Genomic DNA, 16,158 nt, shown 5'->3' on the forward strand with positions numbered 1-16,158 from the left:
TGATTTCTCTTGGAGCTGGTGAGAGGACTTGAACCCCCAACCTACTGATTACAAGTCAGTTGCTCTACCAATTGAGCTACACCAGCACTTCTTTTCCCTTTTTCTTTGGCGACCTGGATCGGGCTCGAACCGACGACCTCCAGCGTGACAGGCTGGCATTCTAACCAACTGAACTACCAGGCCTCGTTAGAACTCTCTCTTTATTTAAATGGTGGGCACAATAGGGCTCGAACCTATGACCCCCTGCTTGTAAGGCAGATGCTCTCCCAACTGAGCTATGCGCCCATTTATTTTGGTGACCCTGCCGGGAATCGAACCCGGGATACCACCGTGAAAGGGTGGTGTCTTAACCGCTTGACCACAGGGCCTGATTTTTTTGGTAGCGGCGAACAGATTTGAACTGCTGACACTGCGGGTATGAACCGCATGCTCTAGCCAACTGAGCTACGCCGCCACATATTTAGATTGGAGCTACGCTCACAGAACTCTGTTAGTATAACATAATAATATTATTATGTCAATACATTTTTTTGGTAGCGGGAGCAGGATTTGAACCTACGACCTTCGGGTTATGAGCCCGACGAGCTACCGGACTGCTCCATCCCGCGCCATTCTTTTTTTACACCTTTTTTTGGTGCCGAGGACCGGAATCGAACCGGTACGGTGTTTTACCACCGCAGGATTTTAAGTCCTGTGCGTCTGCCAGTTCCGCCACCCCGGCATTTCTGGCTCTCAGGGTGGGACTCGAACCCACAACCTACCGGTTAACAGCCGGTTGCTCCACCATTGAGCTACCTAAGATCATTTGTCGCTTATTTAGCGACTTCTTTTGTTTTTACAATCCGGCAATACCTACTCTCCCGGGCCGTCGCCAGCCAAGTACCATCGGCGTATTGAGCCTTAACTTCTGTGTTCGGTATGGTTACAGGTGTTTCCCTCTTACTTTCGTTACCGGATACCATTTAACTACAAATCTTTCTTCTTTCTTGGTCAAGTCTTCGACCTATTAGTACTCTTTAGCTTAAAACATTGCTGCTCTTACACCTTGAGCCTATCTACCTCGTTTTCTTCAAGGGGTCTTATCTTTTCAGGGGAAATCTCATCTCGAGGGGGGCTTCGTGCTTAGATGCCTTCAGCTCTTATCCCTTCCTAACTTAGCTACTCAGCCGTGCACTTGGCAGTGCAACTGATTCACCAGAGGTTAGTCCATCCCGGTCCTCTCGTACTAAGGACAGCTCCTCTCAAATTTCCTACGCCCACGACGGATAGGGACCGAACTGTCTCACGACGTTCTGAACCCAGCTCGCGTGCCTCTTTAATGGGCGAACAGCCCAACCCTTGGGACCTACTTCAGCCCCAGGATGAGACGAGCCGACATCGAGGTGCCAAACCTCCCCGTCGATGTGGACTCTTGGGGGAGATAAGCCTGTTATCCCCGGGGTAGCTTTTATCCGTTGAGCGATGGCCCTTCCACTCGGTACCACCGGATCACTAAGTCCTAGTTTCCTATCTGCTCGACTTGTTGGTCTCGCAGTTAAGCTCCCTTCTGCCTTTGCACTCTTCGCACGATTTCCGTCCGTGCTGAGGGAACCTTTGAACGCCTCCGTTACTTTTTGGGAGGCGACCGCCCCAGTCAAACTGCCCGACTGACAGTGTCCCTTCCCCTGATTCAAGGGGTTAGGTTAGAATTCTAAGCTTAAAAGAGTGGTATCCCAAGGTTGACTCCACTAATACTGGCGTACTAGCTTCTTTGTCTCCCACCTATCCTGTACATTTAAACTCAAAATCCAATGTCAGCCTACAGTAAAGCTCCACGGGGTCTTTCCGTCCTGTCGTGGGTAAGCGGCATCTTTACCGCTACTACAATTTCACCGGATCCTTTGTTGAGACAGTGCCCAAATCGTTACACCTTTCGTGCGGGTCGGAACTTACCCGACAAGGAATTTCGCTACCTTAGGACCGTTATAGTTACGGCCGCCGTTTACTGGGGCTTCAGTTCTATGCTTCGAATTGCTCCTAACATTTTCCCTTAACCTTCCAGCACCGGGCAGGTGTCAGCTCCTATACTTCGTCTTTCGACTTTGCAGAAACTTATGTTTTTGGTAAACAGTCGCTTGGGCCTTTTTACTGCGGCCCCCTTTTACAGGGGCTCCCCTTCTCGCTAACTTACGGGGTCATTTTGCCGAGTTCCTTAACAAAGGTTCTTCCGCTCGTCTTAGGATTCTCTCCTCTCCTACCTGTGTCGGTTTGCGGTACGGGCGATATGTTACTTGATAGTGGCTTTTCTTGGCAGTGTGGAGTCATATCCTTCTCTACTTGTTTTTCGATCCGCATCACACTTTAGTGTTCTTAGAATAGGGATTTGCCTCTATTCCCACCTTTGTGCTTGCACGCCTCACCAACTGGGCGCTGCTACTATCCTCCTGCGTCCCCACTTACTTTCTTACGCTTCATATCGGTACAGGAATTTCCACCTGTTGTCCATCGACTACGCTTTTCAGCCTCGCCTTAGGTCCCGACTTACCCTGAGTGGACGAGCCTTCCTCAGGAATCCTTAGGTTTTCGACGGGTGAGATTCTCACTCACCTTTCGCTACTCATGCCAGCATTCTCTCTTCTGTAAAATCCACATCGGCTTACGCCTTATGCTTCGTCTCTTACACATTGCTCCTCTACCACTACTTTCGTAGTCCACAGCTTCGGTATATAGTTTAGCCCCGGTTATCTTCGGCGCAGAGTCACTTGACCAGTGAGCTATTACGCACTCTTTGAATGTATGGCTGCTTCTAAGCCAACATCCTGGTTGTCTGAGTAACTCCACATCCTTTCCCACTTAACTATTATTTTGGGACCTTAGCTGGTGGTCTGGGCTGTTTCCCTTTCGACAATGAAGCTCATCCCACATTGTCTGACTCCTTAGTGCTTGATTTGGTATTCGGAGTTTGATACGTATTAGTAATCTTACAGACCCCTCTACGATTCAGTGCTCTACCCCCTCATCATTGATCACTAAAGGCTAGCCCTAAAGCTATTTCGAGGAGAACCAGCTATCTCCGTGTTCGTTTGGCTTTTCACCCCTATCCACAGGTCATCCGATAGCTTTTAAACGCTACCCGGTTCGAGCCTCCATTGAATTTTACTTCAACTTCACTCTGCCCATGGATAGATCACACGGTTTCGGGTCTATGACATCTAACTTTCGCCCTATTAAGACTCGATTTCTCTACGGCTCCGGTACTTTATACTTTAACCTTGCTAGATATCATAACTCGCTGGCCCGTTCTACAAAAAGTACACGATCCTGGCTTTTGCCAGTTTCGCTGCTTGTAAACATTAGGTTTCAGTTTCTATTTCACTCCCCTCCCGGGGTTCTTTTCACCTTTCCCTCACGGTACTTGTTCGCTATCGGTCACCAAGTAGTATTTAGCCTTGGGGGGTGGTCCCCCCATTTTCCCACAAGGTTTCTCGTGTCTCGTGGTACTCTTTTGTGCCGGTATTTCTTCGCCTTCGTTTACAGGACTGTTACCTTCTTTGGTTCATCTTCCCAAATGATTCTACTGGCTATTTATACTTTATGCACGGTTGGGCTCTATCCTGTTCGCTCGCCGCTACTTGGGATATCGAGTTTTCTTTCTTTTCCTCGGGTTACTTAGATGTTTCAGTTCACCCGGTTCGCTTCTTTAAGTTATTTATTCGCTTAAAGATACCTTTTTAAGGTGGGTTTCCCCATTCGGATATCTGTGGGTCGATGGATATTTGCTCCTTACCACAGCTTTTCGCAGCTTGTCACGTCCTTCTTCGCCTCTTGGTGCCTAGGCATTCACCTAATGCTCTTTTTTACTTGACCTTTGTTATATTTATTTCTAAATTTAACTTCTTTTCCAGTGTTCTTGTCTTTTCTTTATTTCTTCTGAAATTTAAGTTTTGACTTTCTTCTAGATTTGTAGTTTTCATGGTTCTTTTAATGATTTTCATCATTACTGGTGGACCTGGGAGGACTCGAACCTCCGACCTCACGCTTATCAGGCGTGCGCTCTAACCACCTGAGCTACAAGTCCATAAATTAATTCAAAACTATATAGTTTTGAATTGGATTTTTTTATATATAATTAATAGTGTAAGAGCTTAGAACCAAGCTCTCTTTGGTTTGTTGTGTGTCCTTCACTTTTGATTACTGCCTTTCCTTTTACAGTCCAACAGTTAATCTCCTTAGAAAGGAGGTGATCCAGCCGCACCTTCCGATACGGCTACCTTGTTACGACTTCACCCCAGTCATTAACCCTACCTTCGACTGCTGCTCCCCTAAGGTTAGCTCACAGGCTTCGGGTATTGCCAACTCCCATGGTGTGACGGGCGGTGTGTACAAGACCCGGGAACGCATTCACCGCAGCATTCTGATCTGCGATTACTAGCAACTCCGACTTCATGTTCTCGAGTTGCAGAGAACAATCCGAACTGAGATCGGCTTTTTGAGATTTGCTTACTTTCACAAGTTTGCTACCCTTTGTTCCGACCATTGTAGCACGTGTGTAGCCCAGGGCATATAGGGCATGATGATTTGACGTCATCCCCACCTTCCTCCGATTTATCATCGGCAGTCCCTTTAGAGTTCCCATCTTTACATGCTGGYAACTAAAGGTAAGGGTTGCGCTCGTTGCGGGACTTAACCCAACATCTCACGACACGAGCTGACGACAACCATGCACCACCTGTATAGCGGTTTCCGAAGAAAAGTATTTATCTCTAAATATGTCCACTATATGTCAAGCCCTGGTAAGGTTCTTCGCGTTGCTTCGAATTAAACCACATGCTCCGCTGCTTGTGCGGGTCCCCGTCAATTCCTTTGAGTTTCATACTTGCGTACGTACTCCCCAGGCGGAGTGCTTATTGTGTTTACTGCGGCACCGAGATTACTCCCGACACCTAGCACTCATCGTTTACAGCGTGGACTACCAGGGTATCTAATCCTGTTTGCTCCCCACGCTTTCGTTCCTCAGCGTCAGTTTGTGTCCAGTAAGTCGCCTTCGCCACCGGTATTCCTCCTAATATCTACGCATTTCACCGCTACACTAGGAATTCCACTTACCTCTCCACATCTCAAGAAAAACAGTTTCAAATGCTTACGAGGGTTAAGCCCTCGCCTTTCACACCTGACTTGCTTTTCCGCCTGCGAACCCTTTACGCCCAGTGATTCCGGACAACGCTAGCCCCCTACGTATTACCGCGGCTGCTGGCACGTAGTTAGCCGGGGCTTCCTCCTATGGTACCGTCATTATCTTCCCATAGGACAGAGCTTTACGATTCGAAAACCTTCTTCGCTCACGCGGCGTCGCTGCATCAGGGTTCCCCCCATTGTGCAATATTCCCCACTGCTGCCTCCCGTAGGAGTTTGGACCGTCTCTCAGTTCCAATGTGGCCGTTCACCCTCTCAGGCCGGCTACTGATCGCTATCTTGGTGAGCCGTTACCTCACCAACTAATTAATCAGACGCGAGTCCATCTTTGACCGCTAAACGCTTTGATTTCCATGTCATGCGACTTGGAAATGTTATTGGGTATTAATCACGGTTTCCCGAGGCTATCCCCATGTCAAAGGCAGGTTACTCACGTGTTACTCACCCGTCCGCCGCTAATCCAAGGTTTCTTTGTCCCGAAGAACTCCAAATCCTTTTCATCGCTCGACTTGCATGTGTTAGGCGCGCCGCCAGCGTTCGTCCTGAGCCAGGATCAAACTCTCAATTGAAATTTGTATCCTTAGCTTTCAGTTTCTTTCACTGACTTTTTCCGCTAAGCTTTTTGCTTTGCTTGTGTTTCTTTCTCTTACACTATTTAATTATCAAGGTTTGCCACTCTTAAAGTAGCTTTAATATTATATAACGCCTTTTGTTCTTTTGTCAAGAACTTTTTTCAGGCTTTTTGTCAACTTACTTCGTCGACTTCATTAGTTTATCATTTCTATTTTTCTATGTCAATACAAATTTTACATTTTTTAATTAATTCTGTTCTGTTATTTATTTCTAATTTTTTGTATAATTCAGTGATGTTATTTTTTATCGTTTTTTCACTTAAATACATGCCCTTAGCAATTTGCTTGTTTGTATGTCCGCTTAAAATTTCTCTTATTATTTCCCTATCTTTAATTGTCAGATCGGCATACTGTTTTTCAAAATTTTTAAGCTGTTCACTTAATTCTTCAATCTCATATTGTACATAAGTGTTACCTTTTAAAATTTCTTCAACTGATTTTTGCAATTCTTTCACAGATACATTTTTAAGCAATTTATTTTCACTTTTAGAGTATGCAGCAATATTTTTATTTTCAAATATTGTTATAGTTTTTTCTCTTTTAATTTCCTCATCACTTATTATCACACTGCTTTTATCAGTGTTTTCTTTAGAGCTGTAATATTTTATGTTATATTTTTCTTCTAATGCTCTTTCTATTCCAATTCTAAATATTTCTTCTTTTATACTGAGATATATCGTTATCATTTTTTTAAACTTTTAACGCTATTTCTTTTTAGAATTTGCACCGGAAGTGATATCCTTTCTTCATCTATCACTTCTTTATTCTCTATTCTCTTTAAAATTCTTCTTATTGCTACTGCCCCTATATCATAATATGATATTTTTGCAGTAGTAAGACGAGGTCTGTATATATCCATTAAATCTGTTCCCCCGAATCCGGTTACAGAAACATCTTGCGGTACTTTTAATCCCTTATCTACTAAATGATTTATTATGTGTATTGCAATTTCATCTTGTGAACAAAATAATGCAGTTATTCCCGAATTTATAGTTTCATCTATTTTTTCAAAAATTTCTTCAATGTCATTTTCTTTTATTCCCATTGTATAAACGATATTATCATGCAACTTTTCTTCTTTCATTGCTTTTTTATATCCATTTAGTTTATATTTTTCTTCTGTTCTGTCTATATCTTTTTGTATCACTACTGCAGCTATATGTTCATGTCCTTGTTCAATTAAATATTTTGTCATATCATAGCTTGCTTTTTCATAGTCTATCCTAACAGTAAGATTTTCTTCTATATCATAAAATCTGTTTATATTTATATATGGTATTCTTGACTCCTCAAGTTTATACATAAGTTTTTGATTTAGTACTGCAGATATTAATATTATTCCCTCAACCTGCTTTTGCGCAAAAAGTTTTGCAAATTTAAGTTCTATCTCAGGGTCTCCATAAGAACTTGATAATAAAATATCATAATTATACATTCTTCCTACTTCTTCAACGCCTCTCAGAACCTTACTTGCATATGCACTTCCTATATCATCTACTATTACTCCTATTATATTAGATTTTTTTGTAACTAAGCTTCTTGCAACTTCATTTGGTCTATAATCTAATACTTCTATTGCATGAAGAACTCTTCTTTTTGCTTCCGGACTGACTGGTTTAGAATCATTTATTACTCTTGATACAGTTGAGATAGATACATCTGCCATCTTGGCCACATCTTTAATAGTTGATGCCATTTTTATCACTCCTTCTAATTTACAACCAGATTTAATGCTTTTTCCAATACTCTAAATGTCATCGGTAATTTGCCCGCTTTTTCTCCGTCTACATCTATTACAATTTTTTCTTTTGTACTTATCTTTATTTCCTTAGTTTTCAAATACTCGACTTTTTCATGACTAACATGAGAACCGCTTAATATTGATGTTAAAAGAGTCGGCAAATCAGTAATATTTATTGCTTTTATTATCAAAACATCCAAGTATCCGTCATATACTTCAGCATCCGGAGCCAAATTTTTAAATCCTCCTATATGTCCGGAGTTTGCTATTATGAACATAAGTGTTTCTTCTTCTCGTTTGTATTCTTGGCTTTCAAATTTAATTTTTTTAAATTCTATATCATTTATTATTCCAATTTTTGATACTTCTTTAATTCCCTCTAAATAATATGCCATTCTTCCAAGTATAGTTTTTTTATCTTCCGACACCTGATATGCTATATCTGTTAAAAATCCTCCTGCTGCTACATTTACAAACACTCTGTCTCCAGCCATTCCAAGATCTACCGGCATAACTTTTCCAATTTTTATCATATTATAAAAATCTTTAATATTTGATGGTATATTCAAAACTGTAGCAAAATCATTTACAGTTCCGCACTGTAGTACTGCAAGCGGAGTTTTTCTATTTGCAAAATACATTCCATTTACAACTTCATTTAAAGTCCCATCTCCGCCTACGGAAATTATTAAGTCTTCACCCTCATCCTCACTGGCAAAGCGCAAGGCATCTCCTCTTTTTGTTGTAAATCTCAAGTCTATCTTATATCCGTCTTTGCTTATTAAACCTATAAGAGCGCTTAATTTTGCAATAGATTGTTCTCTCCCCGACTTCGGATTTACTATAATTTTTATTTTTTCCATGTCTTCCTCCGTAGATATATTATACAAGATTACAATCTTAAAATATAGTAAAATTAAAGTAAAAATAAGGCGAAATCCCGTATTTTTTTACAGAATTCCGCCTTATTTTACTTGCTTAGAAAAACCTCTTTTAATGACTCTACTATTTCTTTTAAAATATAGAAATAGTCTATTACATTATTGGCATTAACAGAAATTGTCTTTGCAGTATCCGAAATTGTATCAGATACATTCGATACTGTGTTTGTAAGCTTAAGCGCAGTAGTATCTACGCTCCTTGAAATATCACTAACTGTATTTGTTATGCTTCCAACCGAAGATATTAATTTTTCAATCTCAGGCTTTGCAGAAACCATAATTTCAGATGTTTCCGAACTGATAGTCCCTAAATTATTTGTGATTTCAACCGCATTATCAGTTAATGCAGGAACTTTTTTTATAGTGTCATCTATTATATTTTGATTTTCCTCAATAGTTTCATTTACCCTTTTTAAAATCTCAAGTAGGTTTTTAAGTACAAGAGCAAGGTATATGAGAACTCCTGTCCCCGCTAAATATAGGATGATCTTCAGCAAATCATGAAGAGTAATTGTAGCTTGCATTAATTTCCTCCTAAATTAGTCTTCTTTAGATTCATCTGAAGTTTCTTCAATTTTTTCTTTGACATCTTCTACAGATTTATCTATTGTTTCTTTAGTTTCTTTTATTTCTTCTTTTATATCTGACGCATTTTCACGAACAACTTCTCCGATTGCTTTAGCTTTTGCCTTGGCAACCTCAATACTTCCCTCAAGGTCTACTTTTACATCCGCTGCCTTTTCTTTTAAATCGGCATAAGTTTTTTTCACTTGTTCGCTTGCTTGATACGCTTTAAACTGAATACTTTCTGAAGCATCTTTAGTTGCACTTATAGCACTTTCAGCAACATCTTGAGCCTTATTTTTAATATCTTCTCTTGTTTCTTTTCCTGATTTAGGAGCAAATAAAATTCCCATAAATGCTCCAAGTGATGCTCCGGCAACAATCTTTCCCGCATCTTCTACTTTTCTTTTTCTTGCAGCTTCTCTTTTTCTTTTTTCTAAATAATCAAATAATCCCATAATATCTCTCCTTAATCAATTATCGTTATATCTTTAATACCCTATATTAAGCTTTTCAATCAATATTGAAAATATAACGATGTTTTTCTAATTTTTTATAGTTCTTATAGTTGTATAATACTATAAGCTAAGTAAAATTAAAAGGTATTATTTAATAATATATTTTAGAATTGGCTGAAAAATTATAAATTATACTAAACTAAAAAAAGACCGGTTCTGTTACCCCCGGTCTTTTTAATTCCTACTGTCTTTTAATTTTAGTTACAAAAAACTCCACAATGCCGTTGTTCCATTAATTCAGACCCGCCCCCATAAGTAGGTGGGTAACCTCATCCCATTTTCTAACTTCCACACCAAGATGGCTTGTTATATTCTGTAATAGAAAGTTTCCCGGATCTTTTTTGTCGGTTGAATTAAATGAAAATCTGTCGTACATCGTAGAGTATATTAAAATTATAACTTAATCTATGAATTTTTTCAAGATTCAGGCAAAGTTTTATGCCGCCTTTTTAACTTCTTTACCAGTTGTTAAAATACCTTCTATTGCCTTTATTGTCACATCTTCAAGCTTTATTTTTTCTCTTAAATAATTTTCTGCGCAAGATTTTAAGTCAGCCTTGTTAAGCTCTTCCATATTTGTCGTTTTTGTTATTGTCATAAGTGTTTTTAAAACATTTGACTCAGCAATTTTCTTATATTGGTCAGAACCTTTTTCTACATGGAAGAAATTCATATATGATATCATATAATCTTCTTTTATTTCTTCTACTGTTGCTCCGCCTAACATTTCAAGCAATATTGAAACAAAACCTGCTCTGTCTTTTCCCTCTGTACAATGAATTGCATAAGGAGCTTCTCCCTTGGCAAAAAATTCTAAACCGTCTTTTAATTTAGTGCCGAATTCATCCGCCATAAAATCAACTCCCATATTAAGTGCTATTACTTTTCCGCTTTCAAATAACCCTTTGTAATATGGTGAGTTAAATTCTTTATCCGCAATATACTTTTTAATCTCATCTTCTGAGTCCGCAAAATTTAAAACTGTTTTTACATTTGCTTTTTTTATTAATGTATCTGCAAATGATGCCCTCTTTAATCCCGGATTAATAGGTGATGATGTTCTATATAAAACTCCCGGTGCTATTAATCCTGTTTTAACTTCTCTAAAATTTGCAAAAACTTCATCTGATGCATAATCATCTCTATTATTTGTCCTATTTTTATCTATACTTCTGATTTTGTACTCTTCTAAATATAATTTTTTACCTTGTAACATGAGTTTTACTGTATCATCAATCTTGATTCCATAAGTTTTGGCAAAATTACCCATATTAATTGCAACAATTATATTTCCGTTCTTTTCAGGTATTACTATTTCTTTTTTATTATCCACGTTTGAATAAGTATCTCCAAAAGGAGCCGTAATCTGTTTATCTCCCGCAACAATCGTTAAAATATCCCCTGCCTCAATTTTAGCATTTTTAACATCATCTTGTTTAACCGAAATTGTCAAATTTCCATATTTTGCAATTTCAGTAACCTTGCCCTCCAAATATTTCAATTCACTAATATTCTTTAATACTTGTGCAAATTGATTTTTAGTTAAATTTTCTTTAGGTGCTAACTTAACACCATCTCCAACTAAAATATTTAAATTATATAATTTTGCAAAATCTTTTTTGTAAGAATCGGCAATAGTACTATAATCAGATATATTTTTTATAATTTCATCATCATCATTCAATATAATATTTTTTTCTACAAGAGCCTTTACTATATATCCTGCAAGTTCTTCCCTTGATATAGCATCATTTGCTTTATCCTTAAGTTCGTCTTTTACATCTAAGTTCAACACTTTATAAAGCTTTTCTACAGCTTCTACCTTTGTAATTTCATCACTAAGTTCAATTTTTTCCCCCTTGATGAAATTAATTGCATCATCATACCATACCGCATATGCAGGCTTTACAATTGAAAGCATCATAACTCCCGATAATGCTGCTAATCCTAATTTTCTCTTAAAATTTTTCATAAAATACCTCCTGTATGCAGTATAGCATAAAAAGTATTATTTTTGTATACTAACTTACTATATTTTCCATATCCTTAGGAACAGGTGCGATAAATTTTAAAAGCTTTTTAGTTCTCGGGTGTATTATTTCCATCTCATAACAATGCAAAGCCTGTCTTAGTATTAAATTAGATGTACTTCCATAGAGTGGATCTCCTAAAATCGGAGTTCCCATATGACTCATATGAACTCTTATTTGATGAGTTCTCCCTGTATATAACCTAAGTTTTACAAGTGTAAAAAAATCATTTCTCTTTATTACTTCATAGGATGTCTTACTATATTTCCCATCCGGACTTACAATTCGTCTTATTCCATCCTTTGCAATATCTATCGGTTCCTCTATAATTCCACTGTCATTTTTTATAATACCGTCTACTATTGCAACATATTCCTTTTTAACACTGTCTCCAAATTGTTCTTGAATACTGCTGTGAGAAAAAGAATTTTTTGCAACAACTACTATTCCCGATGTATCTCTGTCAAGTCTATTTACAATTCTAACTTTCCTTCTGATTTTATTATCTTCAAAATATCCCGCAACAAAATTTAAAAGTGTATTTTCAACATCATCCTTTGCAGTGTGAGTTACCATATAGGGCGGTTTATTTACGACAATAATGTCATCATCTTCATAAATTATATCCAACTTTCCATGCTGTACTTTTGCATTTAATGATTCATCTGAAAATTTTACAAACAACTCATCATTTTCTCTGAGCAATTCATTTCTATATATTTTCTTTCCATTAAGATATATATTCTCTTCTTCAATGGATCTTCTTATAAATCTTGAAGATAACCCATTTTGTACTAAAAAATCTCTTATTTTTATATTACCGTCTAAAATTTTAAAACTTAAACCTTCATAAGAATTAAAGTAATTCATCATATCCTCTTTTCTTATTTTTAAATTTATTATATTATATACTTAGTAAAGTGACAATTGGAGGATAAAGTGAAAGAAAAAATAATTAACATAATTTCAAATTCAAATTTCGAATCAAGAAAAACATCATCTATATTGACAGATATATTAAAAGAACGAGGATTTTTCCCAACTACATTCTTTAATGAAAATGCAGAACTTACAATTTGTGTAGGCGGTGACGGAGCTTTTTTGAAAGCTGCTCATAAAAATAATTTTTCTCAAATCCCATTTGTCGGAATAAACACAGGTCATTTAGGATTCTATCAAGAAGTCAGTCCCGAAAATATAAATGAATTTGTAGATTCTTATATAAATAAAAATTACTCAATAGAAGAACTTAAACTGATAGGTGCTGAGGTATTTACAAAAAATAAAAATTATATATTGACCGCTTTAAATGAAATAGTTCTAAAAGCTCAACATTCTAAAATGATTCACATAAATGTATTCATAAACAGAAATCATGTAGAAAAATTTTCCGGAGACGGAATGCTTGTAGCGTCCCCATACGGCTCAACCGCTTACAATTACTCATGCAAGGGCTCAATAATACACCCAAGCCTTGATATACTTCAAGTAACTCCTATTGCTCCTGCAAACAGCAATGCATACAGAGCATTATCAAGCTCAATTATAGTTCCCGGTTCATTTGTAGTTTCTTTGGTTCCCGAAAAAAGATATATGAATTCAAACCTTATATTAATTGACGGAAACGAATATTTTTTCTCAAATTTAAAGAAAATAAATTTAAGACTGTCAAATAAAAGCATAAAAAGACTTGTATTTTCAGAAGACACTTATTGGGATAATTTAAAGACTAAATTCTTATAAATTAATATAAACATAAAAAAGAGAATCCTTAAAGGATTCTCTTTTTTATTATACTAATTCAATTCTTGCTTCTTCCGCTCCATCGCCTCGACGATTACCCAATTTTAATATTCTTGTATATCCGCCGTTTCTTTCTGCATATTTTGGCGCAATTTCAGCAAATAATTTTGTTACAACATCTTCGTCGTAAATATATGATAATGCTTGTCTTCTTGCATGAAGATCTCCACGCTTGCCTAAAGTGATCATTTTTTCTGCCATTCTCTTTGTTTCCTTAGCACGTGTCACTGTTGTTACAATCTTTTCTTCTCTTAACAATGATGTTACAAGGTTTCTAAGCATAGCCTTTCTATGAGCAGTTGGGCGACCAAGCTTTCTTAACTTTGCCATTTTAAACCCTCCTTTATTCGTCTTCTCTTCTTAAACCTAAGCCTAATTCAGCTAATTTATTTTCAACTTCTTCCAATGATTTCTTTCCAAGATTTCTAACTTTCATCATATCGTCTTCAGATTTTTGAGTAAGCTCTTCTACTGTATTTATGTTTGCACGTTTCAAACAGTTAAAGCTTCTAACTGAAAGGTCGAGTTCTTCTACCGTCATCTCTAATACTTTTTCCTTTTGATCTTCTTCTTTTTCGACCATAATGTTTACATTATTTACATGTTCTGTAAGTCCTATAAACAAATTCAAGTGTTCTGTAAGTATTTTTGCTGCAAGAGATGTTGCTTCATCAGCTTTCATTGAACCGTCTGTTGTTACTTCAAGTATAAGTCTATCATAGTCGGTTCTGTTTCCAACTCTTGTATTTTCTACTTTCCAATTTACTTTTTTTATCGGTGTATAATTAGAATCAATTGGAATTACTCCGATTTCAGTAATTTCATCCTTCTTTAATTCAGAAGGTTCATAACCACGTCCTCTTTCTATAGTAAGTTCAATATAAACATCCGCATCTTCATTTAATGTTGCAATGTGATGATCCAAGTTTATAATCTCTACATCTCCACCTGTTTGGATGTCAGAGGCTAGTATTTCTCCTTCGCCTTTTTTTTCAATTATAACTTTTACCGGCTCATCCTCATTTGTCTTTAAGACAATTCCTTTAATATTTAGAATAATTTGCGGAACATCTTCTAACACACCGGGAATAGTAGCAAATTCATGCTCTACTCCCCTGATGTTTATAAATGAAATTGCTGCACCCGGAAGAGAGGAAAGAAGTACTCTTCTAAGAGAGTTTCCTATTGTAATGCCATATCCACTTTCAAGGGGTTCAACTACAAATTTCCCATATACGCCGGATTCATCCAACTCTAACTTCTCAATGCTTGGCTTTTCTATTTCTATCATGGGTTACCCTCCTTATCATGGGTTATTAGGAGTGTAATTAATCAAACTCTCCTACGCTTAGGTGGTCTACATCCATTATGTGGAATTGGTGTTTCATCTTTTATCATTGTAACTTCAAGACCTGATGCTTGAAGCGATCTTATTGCAGCTTCTCTTCCTGAACCAGGTCCTTTTACAAATACTTCTACTGATTTAAGACCATGTTCTTTTGCCTTACTTGCTGCAGATTCTGCAGCTTCTTGTGCAGCAAATGGTGTTGACTTTCTTGAACCTCTAAATCCAAGTTGTCCAGCACTTGCCCAGGAAATAACATTTCCGCTCATATCTGTTAGAGTTACCATTGTATTATTAAAAGTTGAAGCTATATGCGCTTGTCCTTTTTCAATGTTTTTACGCTCTCTTCTTCTAACGCGTGTTACTTTTTGTTTTTTAGCCATGTTATTCCCCCCTTTACTTCTTCTTAGATACTAATTTCTTAGGACCTTTTCTTGTTCTTGCATTAGTCTTTGTCTTTTGACCTCTTACAGGAAGTCCTTTTTTGTGTCTCATTCCTCTATAGCAATTGATTTCTTTTAATCTCTTAATGTTCATTGCTATATCACGACGAAGATCTCCTTCTACATGGTACTTATCTATTTCATCTCTTATACGAGCAAGTTCAGATTCAGTTAAGTCCTTTACTCTTGTATCAAAGTTTACATCAGCATTAGTTAAAATCTCTTGAGATCTTTTTCTGCCGATTCCATATATATAAGTAAGACCAATTTCAACGCGTTTTTCTCTGGGTAAGTCAATACCAGCAATTCTTGCCATTAATAAGCCTCCTCTTATCCTTGTCTTTGCTTATGCTTTGGGTTTTCGCAAATTACCATTATTCTACCATTTCTTTTTATAATCTTACATTTTTCACACATCTTCTTAACAGATGGTCTAACTTTCATTTATATCCCTCCTAATTTTATAGGATTATCTATTTCTTTCTCCAAGTTATTCTGCCTCTAGACAAATCATAAGGTGATAGTTCAACTGTTACCTTATCCCCTGGAAGTATTCTTATATAATTCATTCTAAGCTTTCCCGAAATGTGAGCAAGTATTATATGCCCATTTTCAAGTTTAACTTTAAAATTAGTATTGGGAAGTGCATCTACTACTGTTCCCTCAACTTCAATTACATCTTCTTTGCCCATTAAAAGGCTCCTCCTTTTCTTTAGTTATAATTCTTTAATGCTTTTCTTATATAGCTATCGTTAAAATTTTCTACTTGTAAATCAACTTTTCCATTGTACTTAATTAAGTGCTTAATCTTTTTCTTCTTAGGATTATTAAGCTTTCTATTCGAGCCGTTAACTATATATACATAGCTGTCATCCAGAATTTCATAAACTAAAAATATTAATCCTGCATCTCTGCCTGATTTTGATTTTACTACCTGTCCAACTTCTATAAAAAAAGTTTTGTCCATAC

Annotated in this window: 15 protein-coding genes, 9 tRNA genes, 3 rRNA genes and 1 other RNA gene; 1 reads left to right on the top strand and 27 read right to left on the bottom strand. The window is 37.1% G+C overall.

Going from position 1 to position 16,158, the window contains the following annotated elements; translation table 11 throughout:
- Positions 1-10: 10 nt before the first annotated feature.
- The 20 genes from M915_RS04670 to M915_RS04760 all read right to left on the bottom strand — a co-directional run bounded on the left by M915_RS04670 (position 11) and on the right by M915_RS04760 (position 12,468).
- Positions 11-86, bottom strand: a tRNA-Thr gene (locus M915_RS04670).
- Positions 87-106: 20 nt separating this feature from the next.
- A tRNA-Asp gene (locus tag M915_RS04675) sits at positions 107-183 on the bottom strand.
- 26 nt (positions 184-209) lie between these two features.
- A tRNA-Val gene (locus M915_RS04680) sits at positions 210-285 on the bottom strand.
- A gap of 8 nt (positions 286-293) precedes the next feature.
- Positions 294-368: transfer RNA gene (locus M915_RS04685), tRNA-Glu, on the bottom strand.
- A 9-nt stretch (positions 369-377) separates the two neighbouring features.
- A tRNA-Met gene (locus M915_RS04690) sits at positions 378-454 on the bottom strand.
- 77 nt (positions 455-531) lie between these two features.
- Positions 532-608, bottom strand: a tRNA-Met gene (locus M915_RS04695).
- A gap of 24 nt (positions 609-632) precedes the next feature.
- A tRNA-Leu gene (locus tag M915_RS04700) sits at positions 633-721 on the bottom strand.
- A gap of 5 nt (positions 722-726) precedes the next feature.
- Positions 727-801: transfer RNA gene (locus tag M915_RS04705), tRNA-Asn, on the bottom strand.
- A 39-nt stretch (positions 802-840) separates the two neighbouring features.
- Positions 841-956 (bottom strand): 5S ribosomal RNA (rrf, locus tag M915_RS04710).
- Positions 957-986: 30 nt separating this feature from the next.
- Positions 987-3,846, bottom strand: a 23S ribosomal RNA gene (locus M915_RS04715).
- Positions 3,847-3,980: 134 nt separating this feature from the next.
- Positions 3,981-4,057 (bottom strand) — tRNA-Ile (locus M915_RS04720).
- Between the two features lie 155 nt (positions 4,058-4,212).
- Positions 4,213-5,741 (bottom strand): 16S ribosomal RNA (locus tag M915_RS04725).
- Together the 16S, 23S and 5S rRNA genes with 9 tRNA genes alongside form the textbook arrangement of a ribosomal RNA operon.
- Before the next feature lie 212 nt (positions 5,742-5,953).
- Entirely contained in the window at positions 5,954-6,490 is a 537-nt protein-coding gene (locus M915_RS04730; RefSeq protein ID WP_036730058.1) for a response regulator transcription factor, read from the bottom strand.
- A complete protein-coding gene (locus M915_RS04735; protein ID WP_036730061.1) occupies positions 6,487-7,500 on the bottom strand; it encodes a LacI family DNA-binding transcriptional regulator in 1,014 nt (337 codons plus the stop codon). The genes M915_RS04730 and M915_RS04735 overlap by 4 nt, the downstream gene beginning before the upstream one ends.
- 14 nt (positions 7,501-7,514) lie before the next feature.
- Positions 7,515-8,408, bottom strand: coding sequence for a diacylglycerol/lipid kinase family protein (locus tag M915_RS04740; protein ID WP_036730064.1), 894 nt, complete (start codon positions 8,406-8,408; stop codon positions 7,515-7,517).
- Between the two features lie 107 nt (positions 8,409-8,515).
- Positions 8,516-9,010 (bottom strand): hypothetical protein, encoded by a 495-nt coding sequence (locus M915_RS04745; RefSeq protein WP_009221324.1) that lies wholly within the window; start codon positions 9,008-9,010, stop codon positions 8,516-8,518.
- Between the two features lie 15 nt (positions 9,011-9,025).
- The gene (locus M915_RS04750) at positions 9,026-9,508 is read right to left on the bottom strand and encodes a YtxH domain-containing protein (protein ID WP_009221325.1); all 483 of its coding nucleotides are present in this window, start codon (positions 9,506-9,508) and stop codon (positions 9,026-9,028) included.
- A 266-nt stretch (positions 9,509-9,774) separates the two neighbouring features.
- Positions 9,775-9,955: non-coding RNA, 6S RNA (ssrS, locus tag M915_RS07420), on the bottom strand.
- Positions 9,956-10,004: 49 nt separating this feature from the next.
- Positions 10,005-11,540, bottom strand: coding sequence for a tyrosine-protein phosphatase (locus tag M915_RS04755; protein WP_051259799.1), 1,536 nt, complete (start codon positions 11,538-11,540; stop codon positions 10,005-10,007).
- A gap of 49 nt (positions 11,541-11,589) precedes the next feature.
- Positions 11,590-12,468 (bottom strand): RluA family pseudouridine synthase, encoded by an 879-nt coding sequence (locus M915_RS04760; RefSeq protein WP_036730068.1) that lies wholly within the window; start codon positions 12,466-12,468, stop codon positions 11,590-11,592.
- A gap of 69 nt (positions 12,469-12,537) precedes the next feature.
- Here M915_RS04760 and M915_RS04765 point away from each other — a divergent pair, with 69 nt between their 5' ends.
- On the top strand, positions 12,538-13,341 hold the full coding sequence (locus M915_RS04765; RefSeq protein ID WP_036730071.1) for an NAD(+)/NADH kinase: 804 nt from the start codon (positions 12,538-12,540) through the stop codon (positions 13,339-13,341).
- A gap of 48 nt (positions 13,342-13,389) precedes the next feature.
- Here the strand turns inward: M915_RS04765 and rplQ are convergent, their stop codons facing one another.
- From rplQ to M915_RS04800, 7 genes are read right to left on the bottom strand one after another with little or no spacing between them, the layout of a single operon-like run.
- Entirely contained in the window at positions 13,390-13,731 is a 342-nt protein-coding gene (rplQ, locus tag M915_RS04770) for a 50S ribosomal protein L17 (RefSeq protein WP_009221329.1), read from the bottom strand.
- Positions 13,732-13,744: 13 nt separating this feature from the next.
- Positions 13,745-14,692 carry a DNA-directed RNA polymerase subunit alpha gene (locus M915_RS04775; RefSeq protein WP_009221330.1) on the bottom strand — a complete coding sequence of 316 codons (948 nt, stop codon included), beginning with the start codon at positions 14,690-14,692 and terminating at the stop codon, positions 13,745-13,747.
- Between the two features lie 41 nt (positions 14,693-14,733).
- On the bottom strand, positions 14,734-15,129 hold the full coding sequence (rpsK, locus tag M915_RS04780) for a 30S ribosomal protein S11 (protein ID WP_009221331.1): 396 nt from the start codon (positions 15,127-15,129) through the stop codon (positions 14,734-14,736).
- Positions 15,130-15,142: 13 nt separating this feature from the next.
- On the bottom strand, positions 15,143-15,505 hold the full coding sequence (gene rpsM / locus M915_RS04785; RefSeq protein ID WP_009221332.1) for a 30S ribosomal protein S13: 363 nt from the start codon (positions 15,503-15,505) through the stop codon (positions 15,143-15,145).
- 14 nt (positions 15,506-15,519) lie between these two features.
- A complete protein-coding gene (gene rpmJ / locus M915_RS04790) occupies positions 15,520-15,633 on the bottom strand; it encodes a 50S ribosomal protein L36 (protein WP_009221333.1) in 114 nt (37 codons plus the stop codon).
- A gap of 29 nt (positions 15,634-15,662) precedes the next feature.
- Positions 15,663-15,881, bottom strand: coding sequence for a translation initiation factor IF-1 (gene infA, locus M915_RS04795; RefSeq protein WP_036730075.1), 219 nt, complete (start codon positions 15,879-15,881; stop codon positions 15,663-15,665).
- 20 nt (positions 15,882-15,901) lie between these two features.
- Positions 15,902-16,156, bottom strand: coding sequence for a KOW domain-containing protein (locus M915_RS04800; RefSeq protein ID WP_009221335.1), 255 nt, complete (start codon positions 16,154-16,156; stop codon positions 15,902-15,904).
- Positions 16,157-16,158: the final 2 nt, after the last annotated feature.

Origin of the sequence: Peptoniphilus mikwangii, from assembly GCF_000468535.1 — a bacterium.
Classification (GTDB): Bacteria; Bacillota; Clostridia; order Tissierellales; family Peptoniphilaceae; genus Anaerosphaera; species Anaerosphaera mikwangii.